The organism is Streptococcus infantis (assembly GCF_047460405.1).
Classification (GTDB): Bacteria; Bacillota; Bacilli; order Lactobacillales; family Streptococcaceae; genus Streptococcus; species Streptococcus infantis_Q.
On sequence record NZ_JASHGH010000003.1, the window covers coordinates 58,629 to 76,163 of the forward strand.

Below are 17,535 nucleotides of genomic sequence, written 5' to 3' on the forward strand. Positions count from 1 at the left end.
GCATAAATTTTATAGAATATAAAAATAAGTTAAATTAACATACATGTCTATGAATAATCTTATAAAAAAATGTAAGAAATCCTTTAAAATAGCCATTTTAAAGCCTTTTAGGCCTTATCATATCCCTTGTAATGCATATTAAATTGTGATACTATTAACTTGTAAGCGATACCAATATCATTTGGTACACACGAGAAAAAAAGGAGGATACACATGTCTTCACATCCAATTCATGTTTTCTCAGAAATTGGGAAACTGAAAAAAGTTATGTTGCACCGTCCGGGTCAAGAATTAGAAAACTTGATGCCAGATCACCTTGAGAGGTTGCTCTTTGATGACATTCCATTTTTAGCAGATGCCCAAAGTGAACACGACGCCTTTGCTCAAGCACTCCGTGACGAAGGAATCGAAGTGCTCTATCTTGAACAGTTGGCTGCTGAATCATTAACTTCTCCAGAAATACGCGACCAGTTCATCGAAGAATATCTCAACGAAGCAAATATTCGTGGTCGACAAACTAAAAATGCCATCCGAAAACTGCTTCATGATATTGACGACAATCTTGAACTGATCAAGAAAACAATGGCAGGTGTTCAAAAAGTTGAATTACCTGACATCCCTGAAGAAGGCAAAGGATTAACTGACTTGGTTGAATCTGACTATCCGTTTGCCATTGATCCAATGCCAAATCTTTACTTCACCCGCGACCCATTTGCGACTATCGGGAATGCAGTATCACTTAATCACATGTACGCCGATACACGCAATCGCGAAACACTTTATGGTAAGTACATCTTCAAGCATCACCCAATTTATGGTGGCAAAGTAGAGCTCATCTATAACCGTGAAGAAACTACTCGGATTGAAGGTGGAGATGAACTTGTTCTTTCAAAAGATGTCCTAGCAGTTGGGATCTCTCAACGGACTGATGCCGCTTCTATCGAAAAACTTTTGGTTAATATCTTCAAAAAGAATGTTGGCTTCAAGAAAGTTTTAGCTTTTGAATTTTCAAACAGCCGTAAGTTCATGCACTTGGATACTGTCTTCACCATGGTAGACTATGACAAATTTACAATCCACCCAGAAATCCAAGGCAATCTTCGCGTCTATTCCGTCACTTACGAAAATGAAGAACTCAAGATTGTTGAAGAAAAAGGAGATTTAGCAGAGCTCCTTGCTCAAAACCTTGGTTTAGAAAAAGTTACACTCATTCCTTGTGGTGATGGGAATATCGTTGCAGCTGCTCGTGAACAATGGAATGATGGCTCTAACACACTCGCTATCGCACCAGGTGTCGTAGTTGTTTATGAACGCAACACTGTGACCAATAAGAAACTTGAAGAACATGGACTTCGTCTCATTAAGATTCGCGGCAGGGAGTTGGTACGCGGTCGTGGTGGACCTCGTTGTATGTCAATGCCGTTTGAACGCGAAGACATTTAAATTCTTCCTATTTCTGCCTAGCATCTGCTAGCAGAATCATGCTTGTTAGAAAAGGATATATAGAATGATACATTCAGTATTTCAAGGAAGAAGTTTTCTAGCTGAAAAAGATTTTACCCGTGCAGAGCTCGAATATTTGATTGGACTTTCAGCTCACTTGAAGGATCTTAAAAAACGAAACATCGAACACCGCTATCTAGCTGGTAAAAATATTGCTCTTTTATTCGAAAAAACTTCTACCCGTACACGCGCAGCATTCACAACTGCTGCAATCGATCTTGGTGCACATCCAGAATACCTGGGGGCAAACGATATTCAACTAGGTAAAAAAGAAACTACGGAAGATACCGCAAAAGTTTTGGGACGTATGTTTGATGGTATTGAATTCCGTGGTTTTAGTCAAGATATGGTTGAAGAATTAGCTAAATTTTCTGGTGTTCCTGTTTGGAATGGCTTGACGGATAAATGGCACCCAACTCAAATGCTTGCAGACTACTTGACAGTACTAGAAAATTTCGGACACCTTGAAGGTTTGACATTGGTTTACTGTGGTGACGGTCGTAACAATGTTGCCAATAGCCTTCTAGTAACAGGAGCCATCCTTGGTGTGAACGTTCATGTCTTTTCACCAAAAGAACTCTTCCCAGATCAAGCAGTTGTTGCACTGGCTGAGGGATATGCCAAAGAAAGTGGGGCTCACATCCTCATCACAGAAGATGCTGATCAAGCTGTAAAAGGGGCTGATGTCCTTTACACTGATGTTTGGGTATCTATGGGCGAAGAAGATAAGTTTGCAGAACGCGTCGCTTTGCTAAAACCTTATCAAGTCAATATGGATCTTGTTAAGAAAGCAGGCAATGAAAACTTAATCTTCCTTCACTGCTTACCAGCCTTTCATGATACGAACACAATCTACGGCAGACAAGTAGCTGAGAAATTTGGCGTAAAAGAAATGGAAGTAACTGATGAGGTCTTCCATAGCAAATATGCTCGTCAGTTTGATCAAGCAGAAAATCGTATGCACACCATCAAAGCCGTTATGACTGCTACACTAGGAAATCTCTACATTCCTAAAGTGTGATACCCACTATAAGAAACAGCTTAGGGGCTGAGACTAGTGTTTTAGTCCGGTCCCTTTTTGTAATAGTTACGAGCTCTGAGTTGGAATTCCCCAATAGTCACCATTCAAGCAAAAACCTCATAACAAGTAACTGCCTTCCAGTTATTCGCATTTCGAAATTCCAACTCAACTCGTCCCTACAAAGTCTTTCTTCTCAATTTCCAAATCCAAGCTTTTAACCAAAATTAGCTTTTGTTCATCCAAAAGAAAGGAGCGCTCATGTCTCATCGTAAAATCGTTGTCGCTCTTGGAGGAAATGCCATTCTTTCCACAGATCCATCTGCTCAAGCTCAAGAAGCCGCTCTGGCAGAAACAGCACGCCATCTGGTGAAACTCATCCAAAATGGTGATGAATTGATTATCACCCATGGCAATGGACCGCAAGTTGGTAACCTTCTCCTCCAACACCTAGCAGCGAATTCCGAAAAAAATCCTGCCTTTCCTCTCGATTCACTTGTTGCTATGACTGAGGGTAGCATCGGTTTTTGGCTCCAGAATGCTCTGGAAAATGCTTTACAGGATATTCATCTTGATAAAACTGTCGTTTCTGTTGTCACACAAGTTGTCGTGGACAAGAATGATCCTGCCTTTCTCAATCCAAGTAAACCCATTGGTCCATTCTACTCAGAAGAAGAGGCTAAAGCAGAAAGCGAAAAAACTGGGGCTAACTTTAAAGAAGATGCAGGACGTGGCTGGCGTAAGGTAGTGGCTTCTCCAAAACCTGTTTATATCAAAGAAATCGATAGTATACGCGCACTCTTAGATAAGGGACAAATTGTCATCGCAGCAGGCGGTGGAGGTATTCCTGTAACCAAAAATGAAAACGGTTACTTCTCAGGAGTAGAAGCTGTCATCGATAAGGATTTTGCATCGCAATGCTTGGCAGAGCTAGTCGAAGCAGATCTCTTCATCATTTTAACTGGCGTCGATTATGCCTATATCAACTATAACAAACCAAATCAAGAAAAATTGGAGCAGGTAACTGTTAACCAACTTCAAGAATACATCAAAGAGGGGCAATTTGCTCCTGGTAGTATGCTACCAAAAATCCAAGCTGCCATTGATTTTGTGACCAATCGTCCAGCAGGAAAAGCCGTCATCACTTCCCTCAGCAATTTGGGAGCCTTGATTGAATCTGATAGCGGAACAATCATCGTGAAAGAATAATAGTTTAGTCATACCTTTCAAGAAAGTTTAGTCAGCACTCTTGCCACATCATTCGTTTTTATACTGTGTGACATAGTTTAGGAGGAAAAACAAATGAGTGAAAATAAAAAAAGGTTTCAAATGCCCTCATCATACACTGTTTTGATCATCATCATTGCCATTATGGCATTTTTGACCTGGGTCATTCCTGCAGGTAAGTATGATACCAATGAAGCAGGTAACCTCATCGCAGGTACCTATCAAACTGTTGACTCAAATCCTCAAGGGATTTACGATGTCTTTATGGCACCAATTCGTGCCATGCTCGGTCACGAACCAACTAGCGCAGCAATCGATGTTGCCTTCTTTATCCTTATGGTCGGAGGTTTCCTTGGTGTCGTAAACGCTACTGGTACACTCGATGTAGGGATTGCCTCCATCGTTAAAAAATACAAGGGCCGCGAAAAAATGTTGATTCTCATCCTCATGCCCCTCTTCGCACTTGGAGGAACTACCTATGGTATGGGAGAAGAAACCATGGCCTTCTATCCCCTTCTTATTCCTGTAATGATGGCAGTTGGTTTTGACAGTATCACTGCCGTAGCCATCATCTTACTAGGTTCTCAAGTTGGTTGTTTGGCATCTACATTGAATCCATTTGCTACTGTTATCGCTTCTGATACTGCAGGAATCTCTTCTATGGATGGGGTTATTCTCCGTGTTATCTTCTGGTTTGTAATGACAGGTATCAGCACTTACTTTGTCTATCGTTATGCAGAAAAGATTCAGAAAAATCCGACTAAATCACTCGTTTACGCTCAACGCGAAGAAGATATCAAACACTTCAATGTTTCAGAAAATGATGATGCACCATCTACTTTGAGCAAGAAACAAAAACATGTCCTCGCTTTATTTGTATTAACCTTTATCATTATGATTGCAAGTTTCATCCCTTGGGTTGATTTGCATGTTACTGTATTTGAAGACTTCAAGAATTGGTTAATCGGCCTTCCTGTAATTGGAGGAGTTATCGGTTCATCTGCTCTACCATTTGGTAGCTGGTACTTCCCAGAAGGCGCTATGCTCTTTGCCGTTATGGGGATTTTGATCGGGGTTGTCTATGGTCTCAAAGAAAGCAAGATTGTCTCAACCTTCCTAACTGGTGCTGCAGATTTACTTTCAGTTGCCTTGATTTGTGCGGTTGCTCGTGGTATCCAAGTTATCATGAACGATGGTATGATTACTGCAACCATCCTACACTGGGGTGAAGTTGGCCTTCAAGGTCTCTCTCCTCAAGTCTTCATCGTATTGACCTATATCTTCTACCTACCTATGTCCTTCCTTATTCCTTCTTCATCTGGTCTTGCTAGTGCAACTATGGGTATCATGGCTCCTCTTGGAGAGTTCGTCAATGTTAAAGCAAGTCTTATCGTCACTGCCTACCAATCTGCATCTGGTGTCCTTAACCTTGTGACTCCTACTTCAGGTATTGTTATGGGTGCTCTTGCTCTTGGTCGTGTCAGCCTTGGAACTTGGTGGAAATTTGTTGGAAAACTCGTCATCGTCATTGTCGTTGCAAGTATTCTACTTCTCATCTTAGGTACCTTAGTGCCATTCTTATAGTAAAGAGGGAAATACGGATGAAATCCTATATTACAGAATCAATCAAAGAAGATTTTCTTCAAAGTTTGAAAACAATCATCTCTTATCCTTCTGTTCTCAATGAAGGCGAAAATGGCACTCCCTTTGGTCAAGCCATTCAAGATGTCCTGAAAAAAACTCTGGACTTGTGTCAAGAACTTGGTTTTAAAACCTATCTGGATCCTCAAGGATATTATGGTTATGCAGAAGTTGGTGAGGGGGATCTCCTTGCTATCCTCTGCCACCTAGATGTCGTTCCTGCAGGCGATTTGACAGACTGGGAAACTCCTCCATTTGAAGCTAGTATCAGAGATGGACGGATTTATGGTCGGGGTGCGCAGGATGATAAAGGACCTTCTCTTGCAGCCCTTTACGCAGTCAAAAGCTTGCTTGACCAAGGAATTCAATTCAAAAAACGGGTTCGTTTCATATTTGGTACTGATGAAGAAACCCTTTGGCGTTGTATGGCAAGATATAATGCCATTGAAGAACAGGCCAGCATGGGATTTGCTCCTGACTCATCATTCCCATTAACCTATGCAGAAAAAGGGCTCCTTCAAGTCAAACTTCATGGACCTGGGTCAGAACAACTCTCCTTAGATATAGGTGGAGCCTTTAATGTCGTACCTGATAAGGCAACTTATCAAGGACCACTTATGGAACAACTCCAAGAAGGTCTAGTAGTTGCTTGTTATGATTATCAACAAAATGATCAGTCCCTTACTGTTCTAGGACTATCTAAGCATGCCAAGGATGCCAGTCAAGGGATTAATGCAGTCATTCGTCTAGCCACCATCCTTGATTCTATTCAATCCCATCCTGCACTTACATTTCTTGCCAAAGAAGTTGGTCAAGATGGTCAAGGAAAAGGAATCTTTGGTGATATCAGCGACCAGCCTTCTGGACATTTATCCTTTAATGTGGCCGCCTTAACCATTACTCCCGAAAGTTCTGAGATTCGAATTGATATCCGAATCCCAGTCCTTGCAGACAAGGATGCCCTTGTTCATCAGCTGATAGAGTGCGCAAAAGCTTACCAACTTAGCTACCAAGAATTTGACTACCTAGCACCACTTTACGTGGCAAGAGATAGTATGCTCGTCACTACTCTCATGCAAGTTTATGAAGAAAAAACTGGTGACAAGAGTCCCGCTCTATCATCTGGCGGTGCAACCTTTGCACGTACGATGCCAAACTGTGTCGCTTTTGGCGCCCTCTTCCCAGGAAGAGAGCAAACAGAACATCAAGCAAATGAATATGCTATCTTAGATGATCTCTATCAGGCTATGGATATCTATGCTGAAGCTGTTTACCGATTAGCGACCTAAAAGACCTCCTAAACTCCGTCCCAAATCGGGACGGAGTTTTAGGAAAATTCTAAATAGCAAGTCACAACAAAAGCCAAGGAAGGGATTTTCTTGGCTTTTTGCAATAGTTTTAAGGTAAGTTACAAACTCAGATACTCTTTTTCACTACGACACTGAGTTTGGCAAATCGATTCTATTTGGCAAACGAAGTTAGTAAGGCAGTTAGCTAGGCCACTTTCTACACGTTACGACACTGAGTTTTACAAATCGATTTTATTTGCCAAACGTAGTTAGAAAGGCAGGCAGCTAGACCGCTTCCTTTCTGTTACTAGGCAAACTGCCATAGCGGTTACCGATTGTTACACTACAACACGGAGTTTAGCAAATCGATCATATTTGCCAAACGAAGTTAGTGAGATAGGCAGACACTTTGCTTCCTTGCCATTACGACGGAAAAATCCACGAATCAAAACCATTCGCGGGTTTTGCCTAGTGAAGCGTTTAGGCAAATCGCCTTAACGGTTACCAATTGATAGATTACGACACGAAGAGGAGAAAACGATTATTTTTCGTCGATGAGTTAGTAAGGCAATCAGGCCACTTTCTACCCATCACGATGTAAAGTTTTACGAATCGATAATATTCGTAAAACTTTACTAGTGGAGCGCCTAGCCAAGTTCTATAGAAACTTGGCGTTAGTTACTTAGATTGTTATACAACCACATAAATTTACTGAACTACGACACGGAGTTTAGCAAATCAATTTCATTTGCCAAACGCAGTTAGTAAGGCAGGTAGCTAGACCGCTTCCTTACCATTACGACGGAAAAATCCACGAATCGATACCATTCGTGGATTTTTCCTAGTGAAGCGTTTAGGTAAACCGCCATAGCGGTTACCGATTATTGGATTACGACACAGAGTTTAGCAAATCGATCATATTTGCCAAATGTAGTTAGCAAGGCAGTTAGGACATACACTATCTAATCGTTACGACGTAAAGTTTTACGAATCGATAATATTCGTAAAACTTTACTAGTGGAGCGCCTAGCCAAGTTCCATAGAAACTTGGCGTTAGTTACTTAGATTGTTACACAATCAAGTAACTTTGGAGATCTACATCTTTTCCTCCAACTCTACATCTGGATACTTGTCCGCAAACCAACGGAGGGCAAAGTCATTCTCAAAGAGGAAGACTGGTTGGTCAAAACGGTCCTTGGCCAAGATATTACGACTAGATGACATCCGTTCATCCAAGTCCTCAGGCTTGATCCAGCGAACGGTCTTTTTACCCATTGGGCTCATAACCACTTCTGCATTGTACTCATTTTCCATACGATGTTTGAAGACTTCAAACTGCAATTGACCAACGGCACCCAACATATATTCACCTGTTTGGTAGTTGGTATAAAGCTGAATAGCTCCTTCTTGCACCAATTGCTCGATTCCCTTGTGGAAGGATTTTTGCTTCATAACATTCTTAGCAGAAACTTTCATGAAAATCTCAGGAGTAAAGGTTGGCAGCGGTTCAAATTCAAACTTGTTTTTTCCAACTGTCAAAGTATCCCCAACCTGATAAGTACCGGTATCGTAAACTCCAATAATATCACCTGCCACGGCATTGGTCACATTCTCACGACTTTCCGCCATAAACTGAGTGACATTAGACAGTTTAGCCCCCTTACCAGTACGAGGCAGATTAACACTCATCCCACGCTCAAATTCACCTGACACGATACGGACAAAGGCAATACGGTCACGGTGACGAGGGTCCATGTTGGCTTGGATTTTAAAGACAAATCCTGAGAAATCCTTGTCGTAAGGATCCACAATTTCGCCATCTGTTTTCTTATGCCCATGTGGTTCTGGAGCAAACTTGAGGAAGGTTTCAAGGAAGGTCTGCACACCAAAGTTTGTCAGGGCTGAACCGAAGAAGACAGGCGTCAATTCTCCAGCAAGGATTGCTTCCTCTGAAAACTCATTCCCAGCTTCATTTAAAAGCTCAATATCGTCTTTGACTTGCTCATAGAAAGGATTGCTTCCAAAAAGCTTGTCTCCATCTTCTAGGCTAGCAAAACGCTCATCCCCCTTGTAAAGTTCCAAGCGTTGGTTATAAAGATCATACAAGCCTTCGAAGGCTTTCCCCATCCCGATTGGCCAGTTCATCGGATAGCTCGCAATGCCCAAGACTTCTTCTAATTCTTGCAAGAGGTCCAGTGGCTCACGACCGTCACGGTCTAGCTTGTTCATAAAGGTAAAGACTGGAATGCCACGGTGTTTCACGACCTCAAACAATTTCTTGGTTTGAGCCTCGATACCCTTGGCAGAGTCCACGACCATAACAGCAGCATCCACCGCCATCAAGGTACGATAGGTGTCTTCTGAGAAGTCCTCGTGCCCTGGTGTGTCTAGGATATTCACGCGCTTGCCGTCGTAGTCAAATTGCATAACAGATGAAGTAACGGAAATCCCACGCTGCTTCTCGATATCCATCCAGTCAGACTTGGCAAAAGTCCCAGTTTTCTTTCCTTTTACGGTACCAGCCTCACGAATCTCGCCCCCAAAGTAGAGCAACTGCTCAGTAATGGTTGTTTTCCCCGCGTCCGGGTGAGAGATGATGGCAAAGGTACGACGTTTCTTAATTTCTTCTTGAATATTCATAAGTTCTCTTTCTTTGATTCTCTATTTTTCTTGTTTCAATAACTAAGAATGATTTCTACATTGGATTTTACCATTCCTTTCAACACTCCATTATATCGGATTTTGCCATTTTTTTCAATTTCTATTTTATGTTAGACTATACTTAGACTATACTTGAATAAAAGCTATTCCTTGTAGTCAAATATATCGAAAACCGTGACAATTCTAGCAAAAATGATATAATAAAAGAAAAAGGAGAAGCACTCATGTTCAAGGAATTTGGTGTAACTAATTTAGAAGTGACAAAAGATGATATTTACAAGAATCCAAGCAACCCTATTTTACGCATGTATGATGACGATGAATTAATTGGAACCTTTAGTATTCTAACTGGAGAAGTATTAGAAAATTTGGACTTGGCAGACTATGACATTCGTTTTGCTCAAAAGCAAATTGAGTTAAATCGCGATAACTACCTTGAAACATGGAAGGACTACGTGGGACTACTACATGCCTAAATATTCTTTCCTAATACTCTTCAAAAATCAAATTCAAACCACGTCAGCGTCGGCTTGTCGTACTCAAGTACTGCCTGTGCCTAGCTTTCTAGTTTTCTCTTTGATTTTTATTGAGTATAAAAGTATGGTATTGAAATTCATCCTAACGAACATAACCATAAAGGTCAAAAAGCGCATATTCACTTTTATATCCACGGAAAAGAAGTGGATTCAATGTTTCTGAACGGTGAACTGAGAGATGGTAAAGCAAAAGCAAAAGACCTAAAAATGATAAGGCAATATGTCTTAGAAAATGCAGATGAACTTCAGGATTTATGGAATGAATACCAAAAGAGTGCATATTAAAATCAAAGAATCTTAGTTTGCTAATCAACAACAAACAAAAACTATCTAGCAATTTTAATGCCTACTATTCAACTATTGCCCCACTTAGGTGCTAACCATCCTACTCCCCTTGCAATTTTTAAAGTAAATGTTGCAATGAATATAGAAAAAGGTGTTGCGACAACAACACCCCACAGAGCCGTTTAAGACGGTGGCTGTAATTACATAACTAAAAAATAGCTCGTTAACTCGCCAAAGTTAGGACGGCTATTTTTTTGTCTCTTTAAAAATCTCTTTCTTGACTTGCCAGATGTCTTTTTTCAGCTTTACCTCCCTTATTTATAGGAAAATATGGTAAAATAGAACAGATAAATAATCATCATTTCACGAAAGGATATCAGATGAAAATTACGCAAGAAGAGGTAACACACGTTGCCAATCTTTCAAAATTAAAATTCTCAGAAGAAGAAACTGCTGCCTTTGCGACTACCTTGTCTAAGATTGTTGATATGGTCGAATTGCTGGGCGAAGTCGACACTACTGGTGTTGAACCAACGACTACCATGGCAGATCGCAAGACCGTTCTTCGCCCAGACGTAGCCGAAGAAGGAACTGACCGTGACCGCTTATTTAAAAATGTACCTGAAAAAGATAACTACTATATCAAGGTACCAGCTATCCTGGATGATGGAGGAGATGCCTAATGACTTTTAACAATAAAACGATTGAAGACTTGCACAATCTCCTTGTTTCTAAGGAAATTTCAGCAACTGAGTTGACACAAGCAACTCTTGAAGATATCAAGTCTCGCGAGGAAGCCCTCAATTCTTTTGTTACAATCGCTGAAGATCAAGCTCTTGCTCAGGCTAAAGCTATTGATGAAGCTGGAATCGATGCTGACAATGTTCTTTCTGGAATTCCCCTGGCTGTTAAGGATAACATTTCTACAGATGGTCTCTTAACAACAGCAGCTTCAAAAATGCTCTATAACTACGAGCCTATCTTTGATGCCACAGCTGTTGCCAATGCAAAATCTAAGGGCTTGATCGTTGTTGGGAAAACCAACATGGACGAGTTTGCCATGGGTGGATCAGGTGAGACTTCTTACTACGGTGCTACTAAAAATGCTTGGGACCACAGCAAGGTTCCTGGTGGATCATCAAGTGGTTCAGCTGCAGCTGTAGCTTCTGGACAAGTCCGCTTATCACTTGGTTCTGATACTGGTGGTTCTATCCGCCAACCTGCTGCCTTTAACGGGATTGTTGGTCTCAAACCAACTTACGGAACAGTTTCACGTTTCGGTCTCATTGCCTTTGGTAGCTCATTAGACCAAATTGGTCCTTTTGCTCCAACTGTTAAGGAAAATGCCCTCTTGCTCAATGCTATTGCCAGCGAAGATGCAAAAGACTCTACTTCTGCTCCAGTCCGAATTGCTGACTTTACTTCAAAAATCGGTCAAGACATTAAGGGCATGAAAATTGCTTTGCCTAAGGAATACCTTGGCGAAGGGATTGACCCAGAAGTTAAGGAAACTATCCTCAACGCCGCTAAGCACTTTGAAAAACTTGGTGCTATCGTTGAAGAAGTGAGCCTTCCTCACTCTAAATACGGTGTGGCAGTCTACTACATCATCGCTTCATCAGAAGCTTCATCAAACTTACAACGTTTTGACGGTATCCGCTATGGTTTCCGTGCTGAAGATGCTAAAAACTTGGACGAGATTTACGTTAATACTCGCAGCCAAGGATTTGGTGATGAAGTGAAACGTCGTATCATGCTTGGAACTTTCAGCCTTTCATCAGGTTATTACGATGCCTACTACAAGAAGGCTGGTCAAGTTCGTACCCTCATCATCCAAGATTTTGAAAAAGTCTTTGCAGATTACGATCTCATCCTTGGTCCAACAGCTCCAAGCGTGGCCTTTGATTTGGATTCACTCAACCACGATCCAGTTGCCATGTACTTGGCTGACCTCTTGACCATCCCAGTCAACTTGGCTGGACTTCCAGGAATTTCAATTCCTGCAGGATTTGCCCAAGGTCTACCTGTCGGGCTCCAATTGATTGGTCCTAAATACTCAGAAGAGACTATCTACCAAGCTGCTGCTGCTTTTGAAGCAACAACAGACTACCACAAGCAACAACCCGTGATTTTTGGAGGTGATAACTAATGAACTTTGAAACAGTCATTGGACTTGAAGTCCACGTAGAGCTCAACACCAATTCAAAAATCTTCTCACCTACTTCTGCTCACTTTGGAAATGACCAAAATGCCAACACTAACGTGATTGACTGGTCTTTCCCAGGCGTACTACCAGTTCTCAATAAAGGTGTTGTCGATGCTGGTATCAAGGCTGCACTCGCTCTTAACATGGACATCCACAAAAAGATGCACTTTGACCGCAAGAACTACTTCTATCCTGATAATCCCAAAGCCTACCAAATTTCTCAGTTTGATGAACCAATCGGTTACAACGGTTGGATTGAAGTGGAACTAGAAGATGGTACGACTAAGAAAATCGGTATCGAACGTGCTCACCTAGAAGAAGATGCAGGTAAAAACACGCATGGTACAGATGGTTACTCTTATGTTGACCTCAACCGCCAAGGGGTGCCTTTGATTGAAATCGTATCTGAAGCAGACATGCGTTCACCAGAAGAAGCTTATGCTTATCTAACAGCTCTTAAGGAAGTGATCCAGTATGCTGGTATTTCTGACGTTAAGATGGAAGAAGGCTCTATGCGTGTGGATGCCAACATCTCGCTTCGTCCTTATGGTCAAGAGAAATTCGGTACCAAGACTGAATTGAAGAACCTTAACTCCTTCTCAAACGTTCGTAAGGGTCTCGAATACGAGGTTCAACGCCAAGCTGAAATCCTTCGCTCTGGTGGTCAAATCCGCCAAGAAACACGTCGTTATGACGAAGCTAACAAGGCAACTATCCTCATGCGTGTTAAGGAAGGAGCTGCAGACTACCGTTACTTCCCAGAACCAGACCTACCGCTCTTTGAAATCTCTGATGAGTGGATCGAAGAAATGCGTACGGAGTTACCAGAGTTTCCAAAAGAGCGCCGTGCACGCTATGTCTCTCAACTCGGATTATCAGACTACGATGCTAGTCAGTTGACAGCTAATAAAGTTACTTCTGACTTCTTTGAGAAAGCTGTTGCCCTCGGTGGCGATGCCAAACAAGTATCTAACTGGCTCCAAGGTGAAGTCGCTCAATTCTTGAACGCGGAAGGCAAGACACTGGAACAAATCGAATTGACACCAGAAAACTTGGTTGAAATGATTGCCATCATCGAAGACGGTACGATTTCGTCTAAGATTGCCAAGAAAGTCTTTGTTCACCTGGCTAAAAATGGCGGAGGTGCGCGTGAATACGTGGAGAAAGCAGGTATGGTTCAAATCTCAGATCCAGAAATCTTGATTCCAATTATCCACCAAGTCTTTGCAGATAACGAAGCTGCTGTTGCCGACTTCAAGTCAGGCAAACGCAACGCAGACAAGGCCTTCACAGGCTTCCTTATGAAAGCAACCAAAGGACAAGCCAACCCACAGGTTGCCCTCAAGCTACTTGCCCAAGAACTGGCTAAGTTGAAAGAAAATTAATATGTAAAAGAAACCAGCCCTGAGGTTGGTTTTTCTTGACAAATACAAGGAAAGCGTTTACAATATTACATGTAAAGTTTCCTAAAAGGAAAACTAAAAATCGCAACAATAAGGAGTTATTCATATAACTACAATGAAAGCAGCTCGCTGGCATGCAGCAAAAGATGTTCGTATTCAAGAAGTAGAAGTTCCTGAGGTACTTCCGCACCAAGTAAAAGTTGCTGTTAAATTCACAGGAATTTGTGGTACTGACCTCCACGAATTTTTAGATGGCCCTATCTTCATCCCAACAGAAGAACATGTCTATTCTGGTCAAAAAGCACCAGTAACACTGGGACATGAATTTTCTGGTGAAATTGTAGAAGTCGGAAGCGATGTTACTCGTGTTAAAATTGGTGATCGTGTTGCTGTAGAACCAATTCTAGCTAAGAATAACTTAGTTGGTAATTATAATTTGGATCCAAACCTTAATTTTGTCGGTTTGGCTGCAGACGGTGGATTTGCCAAATATTGTGTTTTAGACGGTGACTTAGTACATGTCATTCCAGATAGCTTAAGCTATGAGCAAGCTGCTCTCACTGAGCCAGCTGCTGTTGCAGTTTATGCAGTTCGTCAATCAGCACTAAAAACTGGTGATACTGCTGCTGTCTTTGGCTTAGGTCCGATTGGTCTCTTAATTGTAGAAGCCCTTCGTGCAGCGGGTGCTTCTAAGATTTATGCTGTTGAACTATCACCTGAACGTCAAGCAAAAGCTGAAGAGTTAGGAGCTATCGTTGTCCGTCCGGAAGAAGGTGAAACAGCTGTTGAAGCTATTCATCGTTTAACAAACGGTGGTGTAGATGTTTCTTATGAAGTAACGGGTGTGCCAGTAGTTTTAGGACAAGCCTTAGCTGCCGTACATAAAGCAGGTGAGTGCATGGTGGTCTCTATCTGGGAACGAGAAGCAAATATTAATCCGAATGAATTTGCAATCCAAGAAAAGACACTAAAAGGAATCATTGCTTATCGTCATATCTTCCCTAAAGTATTAGAATTGATGGAACAAGGCTACTTCTCTGCTGAAAAATTAGTTACTAAGAAAATTAAATTGGAAAATATCATCGAAGAAGGCTTTATCGAATTAACTCAAGATAAGTCACAAATTAAAATTTTGGTAGAACCAGAATAAAAATCAATCTTTTTAAGACAATACTAACAGGTCGGAGTAAGCTTACTACGGCCTTTTGAAATATAATACTCTTCGAAAATCTCTTCAAACCACGTCAGCTTCCATCTGCAACCTCAAAACAGTGTTTTGAGCAGCCTGCGGCTTGCTTCCTAGTTTGCTCTTTGATTTCCATTGAGTATGAGAAGAAATATAGTGGATACTATTTAACATTAACCACTCCACCTGACTAGGCAATATTCTTTTTCTCCTCTACCATCTCCCAATAACTATTTTGGCTTTATTTCCAGAAGATTTTATGGTAAAATGAAGAGTAATAATATTTATAAAAGAGGTAAAAACATGATTGAAGCAAGTAAACTAAAGGCTGGTATGACCTTTGAAACAGCAGAAGGAAAATTGATCCGTGTTTTGGAAGCTAGCCACCACAAACCAGGTAAAGGAAACACTATCATGCGTATGAAATTGCGTGATGTCCGTACTGGTTCAACTTTTGAAACAAGCTACCGCCCAGAAGAAAAATTTGAGCAAGCTATTATCGAAACAGTTCCAGCTCAATACTTGTACAAAATGGACGACACAGCTTACTTCATGAACACAGAAACTTATGACCAATACGAAATTCCTGTTGTGAATGTTGAAAACGAATTGCTTTACATCCTTGAAAACTCAGATGTAAAAATCCAATTCTACGGAACTGAAGTAATCGGTGTAACTGTACCAACTACTGTTGAATTGACAGTTGCTGAAACACAACCATCTATCAAAGGTGCTACTGTTACAGGTTCTGGTAAACCAGCAACTATGGAAACTGGTCTTGTCGTGAACGTTCCAGACTTTATCGAAGCAGGACAAAAATTGATTATCAACACTGCAGAAGGAACTTACGTTTCTCGCGCCTAATCTCTAGAAACTAGAAAGAGGTCATTCTATGGGAATTGAAGAACAACTTGGCGAAATCGTCATCGCCCCACGTGTACTAGAAAAAATCATTGCTATTGCAACTGCGAAAGTTGAAGGCGTACACTCTTTTTCAAACAAATCAGTATCTGACACCCTTTCAAAACTTTCTCTTGGTCGTGGCGTATACCTAAAAGAAGCCAACGATGAACTTACAGCTGATATCTATCTCTACCTAGAGTACGGTGTCAAAGTTCCTAAGGTTGCTATGGCTATCCAGAAAGCTGTTAAGGATGCTGTCCGCAATATGGCTGATGTTGAAATCACTGCAGTCAACATTCACGTTGCTGGTATCGTTCCAGATAAAACACCAAAACCAGAATTGAAAGACTTATTCGACGAGGACTTCCTCAATGACTAGTCCATTATTAGAATCTAGACGTGAGCTACGTAAGTGTGCTTTCCAAGCTTTGATGAGTCTTGAATTTGGTTCAGATCTAGAAACCGCTTGTCGCTTCGCCTACACGCATGATCGCGAAGATGCAGATGTGCAACTTCCTAACTTCCTTGTGGAGCTCGTTTCTGGTGTCCAAGCTAAAAAGGATGATCTGGATAAACAAATCACTCAACATTTGAAAACTGGTTGGACTATCGATCGTCTGACTTTAGTGGAAAAAACTCTTCTACGCCTAGGAGTTTTTGAAATTACTTCATTTGACACTCCTCAACTCGTAGCTGTTAACGAAGCCATTGAGCTTGCTAAAAGCTTTTCAGATCAAAAATCAGCCCGTTTTATCAACGGACTCCTCAGTCAATTTGTGACAGAAGAAGATTAAGTATAGAAAAAGTGTTTGACTCAAATCAAACACTTTTTTTATTTTCTTATTACTAGCACTATCTAAAAAAACGATAATAGATAAAATTATAAACAAAAATCCAAATAGGTTTAGCGTGGTTGAAAAAGTTGAACAAACAATGACAAAGAATGGTCAATCGTAGATTAGATGTATAACGATAGACAAGAGCGAAAAAGAAACCGAAAAAACTAAAATATAATAAACTAATCGGATCTCGGTGAGATAGTATCAAATGACTGAATCCAAATATAAGAGCTGAGAAGATGACATCCAGATAATACTTGGACTGGGGAAAAAAGGTATTCATAAAATATCCACGATCAAGCGTCTCTTCCAAAATAGGACCAATGATGACTACTAAGATAAAACTAAGAATAGTCGATAAAAAAGTTGGTCGTCCATTAGAAAGCACCATTGTATAAAGGTAATCATGAATATTCTTGTAATCAATCAAATGAGCATAGCGTTCCCAAAAGCGACCTAAAACTTGATTCACCACATAGCATGCAAGCAAGTAAAATATCGTTGACCAGTTCCAACTCTTTTTTTCAAAGACAAAGAGCATCTTTTTCCTTTGTAACCACCAAACTAAAAGAAATAGGATCAGCACTAACTCCATTGTTAAAATAATAGAATAGCTATCTATACCTAGACCTAAAATGATCGTCACATACAAACCAATCGTTTGTGGTAAATAGGTAGATAGGAAACTAATCAGCAAAAACATTCCAAATTGTCTTAGTTTTTTCATCATTACTTCTTTCTAATCAACAAAATTACCAAATCTACAGATCTTCTCAATGACTAGTCAACTCTCCAATTTACTACTATACCTCAATAACGCTTTTAAAGTAGTAGAATA

Annotated in this window: 16 protein-coding genes; 14 read left to right on the plus strand and 2 right to left on the minus strand. The window is 40.8% G+C overall.

The features are described 5' to 3' along the window. The first annotated feature begins 213 nt into the window (after window positions 1–213). The 5 genes from arcA to QM928_RS02030 all read left to right on the plus strand — a co-directional run bounded on the left by arcA (window position 214) and on the right by QM928_RS02030 (window position 6,678). A complete protein-coding gene (arcA, locus tag QM928_RS02010) occupies window positions 214–1,443 on the plus strand; it encodes an arginine deiminase (RefSeq protein WP_153225069.1) in 1,230 nt (409 codons plus the stop codon). Window positions 1,444–1,510: 67 nt separating this feature from the next. Beyond that, a complete protein-coding gene (argF, locus tag QM928_RS02015; RefSeq protein ID WP_414285311.1) occupies window positions 1,511–2,524 on the plus strand; it encodes an ornithine carbamoyltransferase in 1,014 nt (337 codons plus the stop codon). Window positions 2,525–2,782: 258 nt separating this feature from the next. Next, a complete protein-coding gene (arcC, locus tag QM928_RS02020) occupies window positions 2,783–3,730 on the plus strand; it encodes a carbamate kinase (RefSeq protein WP_281335144.1) in 948 nt (315 codons plus the stop codon). Window positions 3,731–3,823: 93 nt separating this feature from the next. Beyond that, window positions 3,824–5,332: a YfcC family protein gene (locus QM928_RS02025; RefSeq protein ID WP_414285292.1), complete on the plus strand. Its 1,509-nt coding sequence runs from the start codon at window positions 3,824–3,826 to the stop codon at window positions 5,330–5,332. A 17-nt stretch (window positions 5,333–5,349) separates the two neighbouring features. Beyond that, window positions 5,350–6,678 (plus strand): dipeptidase, encoded by a 1,329-nt coding sequence (locus QM928_RS02030; RefSeq protein WP_414294449.1) that lies wholly within the window; start codon window positions 5,350–5,352, stop codon window positions 6,676–6,678. A gap of 1,095 nt (window positions 6,679–7,773) precedes the next feature. Here QM928_RS02030 and QM928_RS02035 read toward each other — a convergent pair. Further along, on the minus strand, window positions 7,774–9,318 hold the full coding sequence (locus QM928_RS02035) for a peptide chain release factor 3 (RefSeq protein WP_311522608.1): 1,545 nt from the start codon (window positions 9,316–9,318) through the stop codon (window positions 7,774–7,776). 245 nt (window positions 9,319–9,563) lie between these two features. On the opposite strand from QM928_RS02035, the gene QM928_RS02040 reads away from it, so the two are divergent. The 9 genes from QM928_RS02040 (at window position 9,564) to nusB (ending at window position 16,652) form a co-directional block, all read left to right on the plus strand. Next, window positions 9,564–9,815: a hypothetical protein gene (locus QM928_RS02040; RefSeq protein WP_000471833.1), complete on the plus strand. Its 252-nt coding sequence runs from the start codon at window positions 9,564–9,566 to the stop codon at window positions 9,813–9,815. A 129-nt stretch (window positions 9,816–9,944) separates the two neighbouring features. Beyond that, window positions 9,945–10,160 (plus strand): DUF4160 domain-containing protein, encoded by a 216-nt coding sequence (locus QM928_RS02045; RefSeq protein WP_311522643.1) that lies wholly within the window; start codon window positions 9,945–9,947, stop codon window positions 10,158–10,160. A gap of 380 nt (window positions 10,161–10,540) precedes the next feature. After that, window positions 10,541–10,843, plus strand: a complete 303-nt coding sequence (gene gatC / locus QM928_RS02050; RefSeq protein ID WP_311518865.1) for an Asp-tRNA(Asn)/Glu-tRNA(Gln) amidotransferase subunit GatC — start codon at window positions 10,541–10,543, stop codon at window positions 10,841–10,843. Then, a complete protein-coding gene (gene gatA / locus QM928_RS02055) occupies window positions 10,843–12,309 on the plus strand; it encodes an Asp-tRNA(Asn)/Glu-tRNA(Gln) amidotransferase subunit GatA (protein WP_414294450.1) in 1,467 nt (488 codons plus the stop codon). The genes gatC and gatA overlap by 1 nt, the downstream gene beginning before the upstream one ends. Further along, on the plus strand, window positions 12,309–13,751 hold the full coding sequence (gene gatB / locus QM928_RS02060; protein WP_414294451.1) for an Asp-tRNA(Asn)/Glu-tRNA(Gln) amidotransferase subunit GatB: 1,443 nt from the start codon (window positions 12,309–12,311) through the stop codon (window positions 13,749–13,751). The genes gatA and gatB overlap by 1 nt, the downstream gene beginning before the upstream one ends. A 124-nt stretch (window positions 13,752–13,875) precedes the next feature. After that, window positions 13,876–14,919, plus strand: a complete 1,044-nt coding sequence (locus QM928_RS02065; protein WP_281335191.1) for a 2,3-butanediol dehydrogenase — start codon at window positions 13,876–13,878, stop codon at window positions 14,917–14,919. A 339-nt stretch (window positions 14,920–15,258) separates the two neighbouring features. Further along, window positions 15,259–15,819 carry an elongation factor P gene (gene efp, locus QM928_RS02070; protein WP_000568646.1) on the plus strand — a complete coding sequence of 187 codons (561 nt, stop codon included), beginning with the start codon at window positions 15,259–15,261 and terminating at the stop codon, window positions 15,817–15,819. A 28-nt stretch (window positions 15,820–15,847) separates the two neighbouring features. Further along, entirely contained in the window at window positions 15,848–16,237 is a 390-nt protein-coding gene (locus tag QM928_RS02075) for an Asp23/Gls24 family envelope stress response protein (RefSeq protein WP_049548992.1), read from the plus strand. Beyond that, the gene (nusB, locus tag QM928_RS02080; protein ID WP_281335152.1) at window positions 16,230–16,652 is read left to right on the plus strand and encodes a transcription antitermination factor NusB; all 423 of its coding nucleotides are present in this window, start codon (window positions 16,230–16,232) and stop codon (window positions 16,650–16,652) included. Before QM928_RS02075 ends, nusB begins: the two co-directional genes overlap by 8 nt. 58 nt (window positions 16,653–16,710) lie before the next feature. On the opposite strand, the gene QM928_RS02085 is transcribed toward nusB, so the two are convergent. Further along, window positions 16,711–17,424 carry a CPBP family intramembrane glutamic endopeptidase gene (locus tag QM928_RS02085; RefSeq protein WP_281335192.1) on the minus strand — a complete coding sequence of 238 codons (714 nt, stop codon included), beginning with the start codon at window positions 17,422–17,424 and terminating at the stop codon, window positions 16,711–16,713. Window positions 17,425–17,535: the final 111 nt, after the last annotated feature.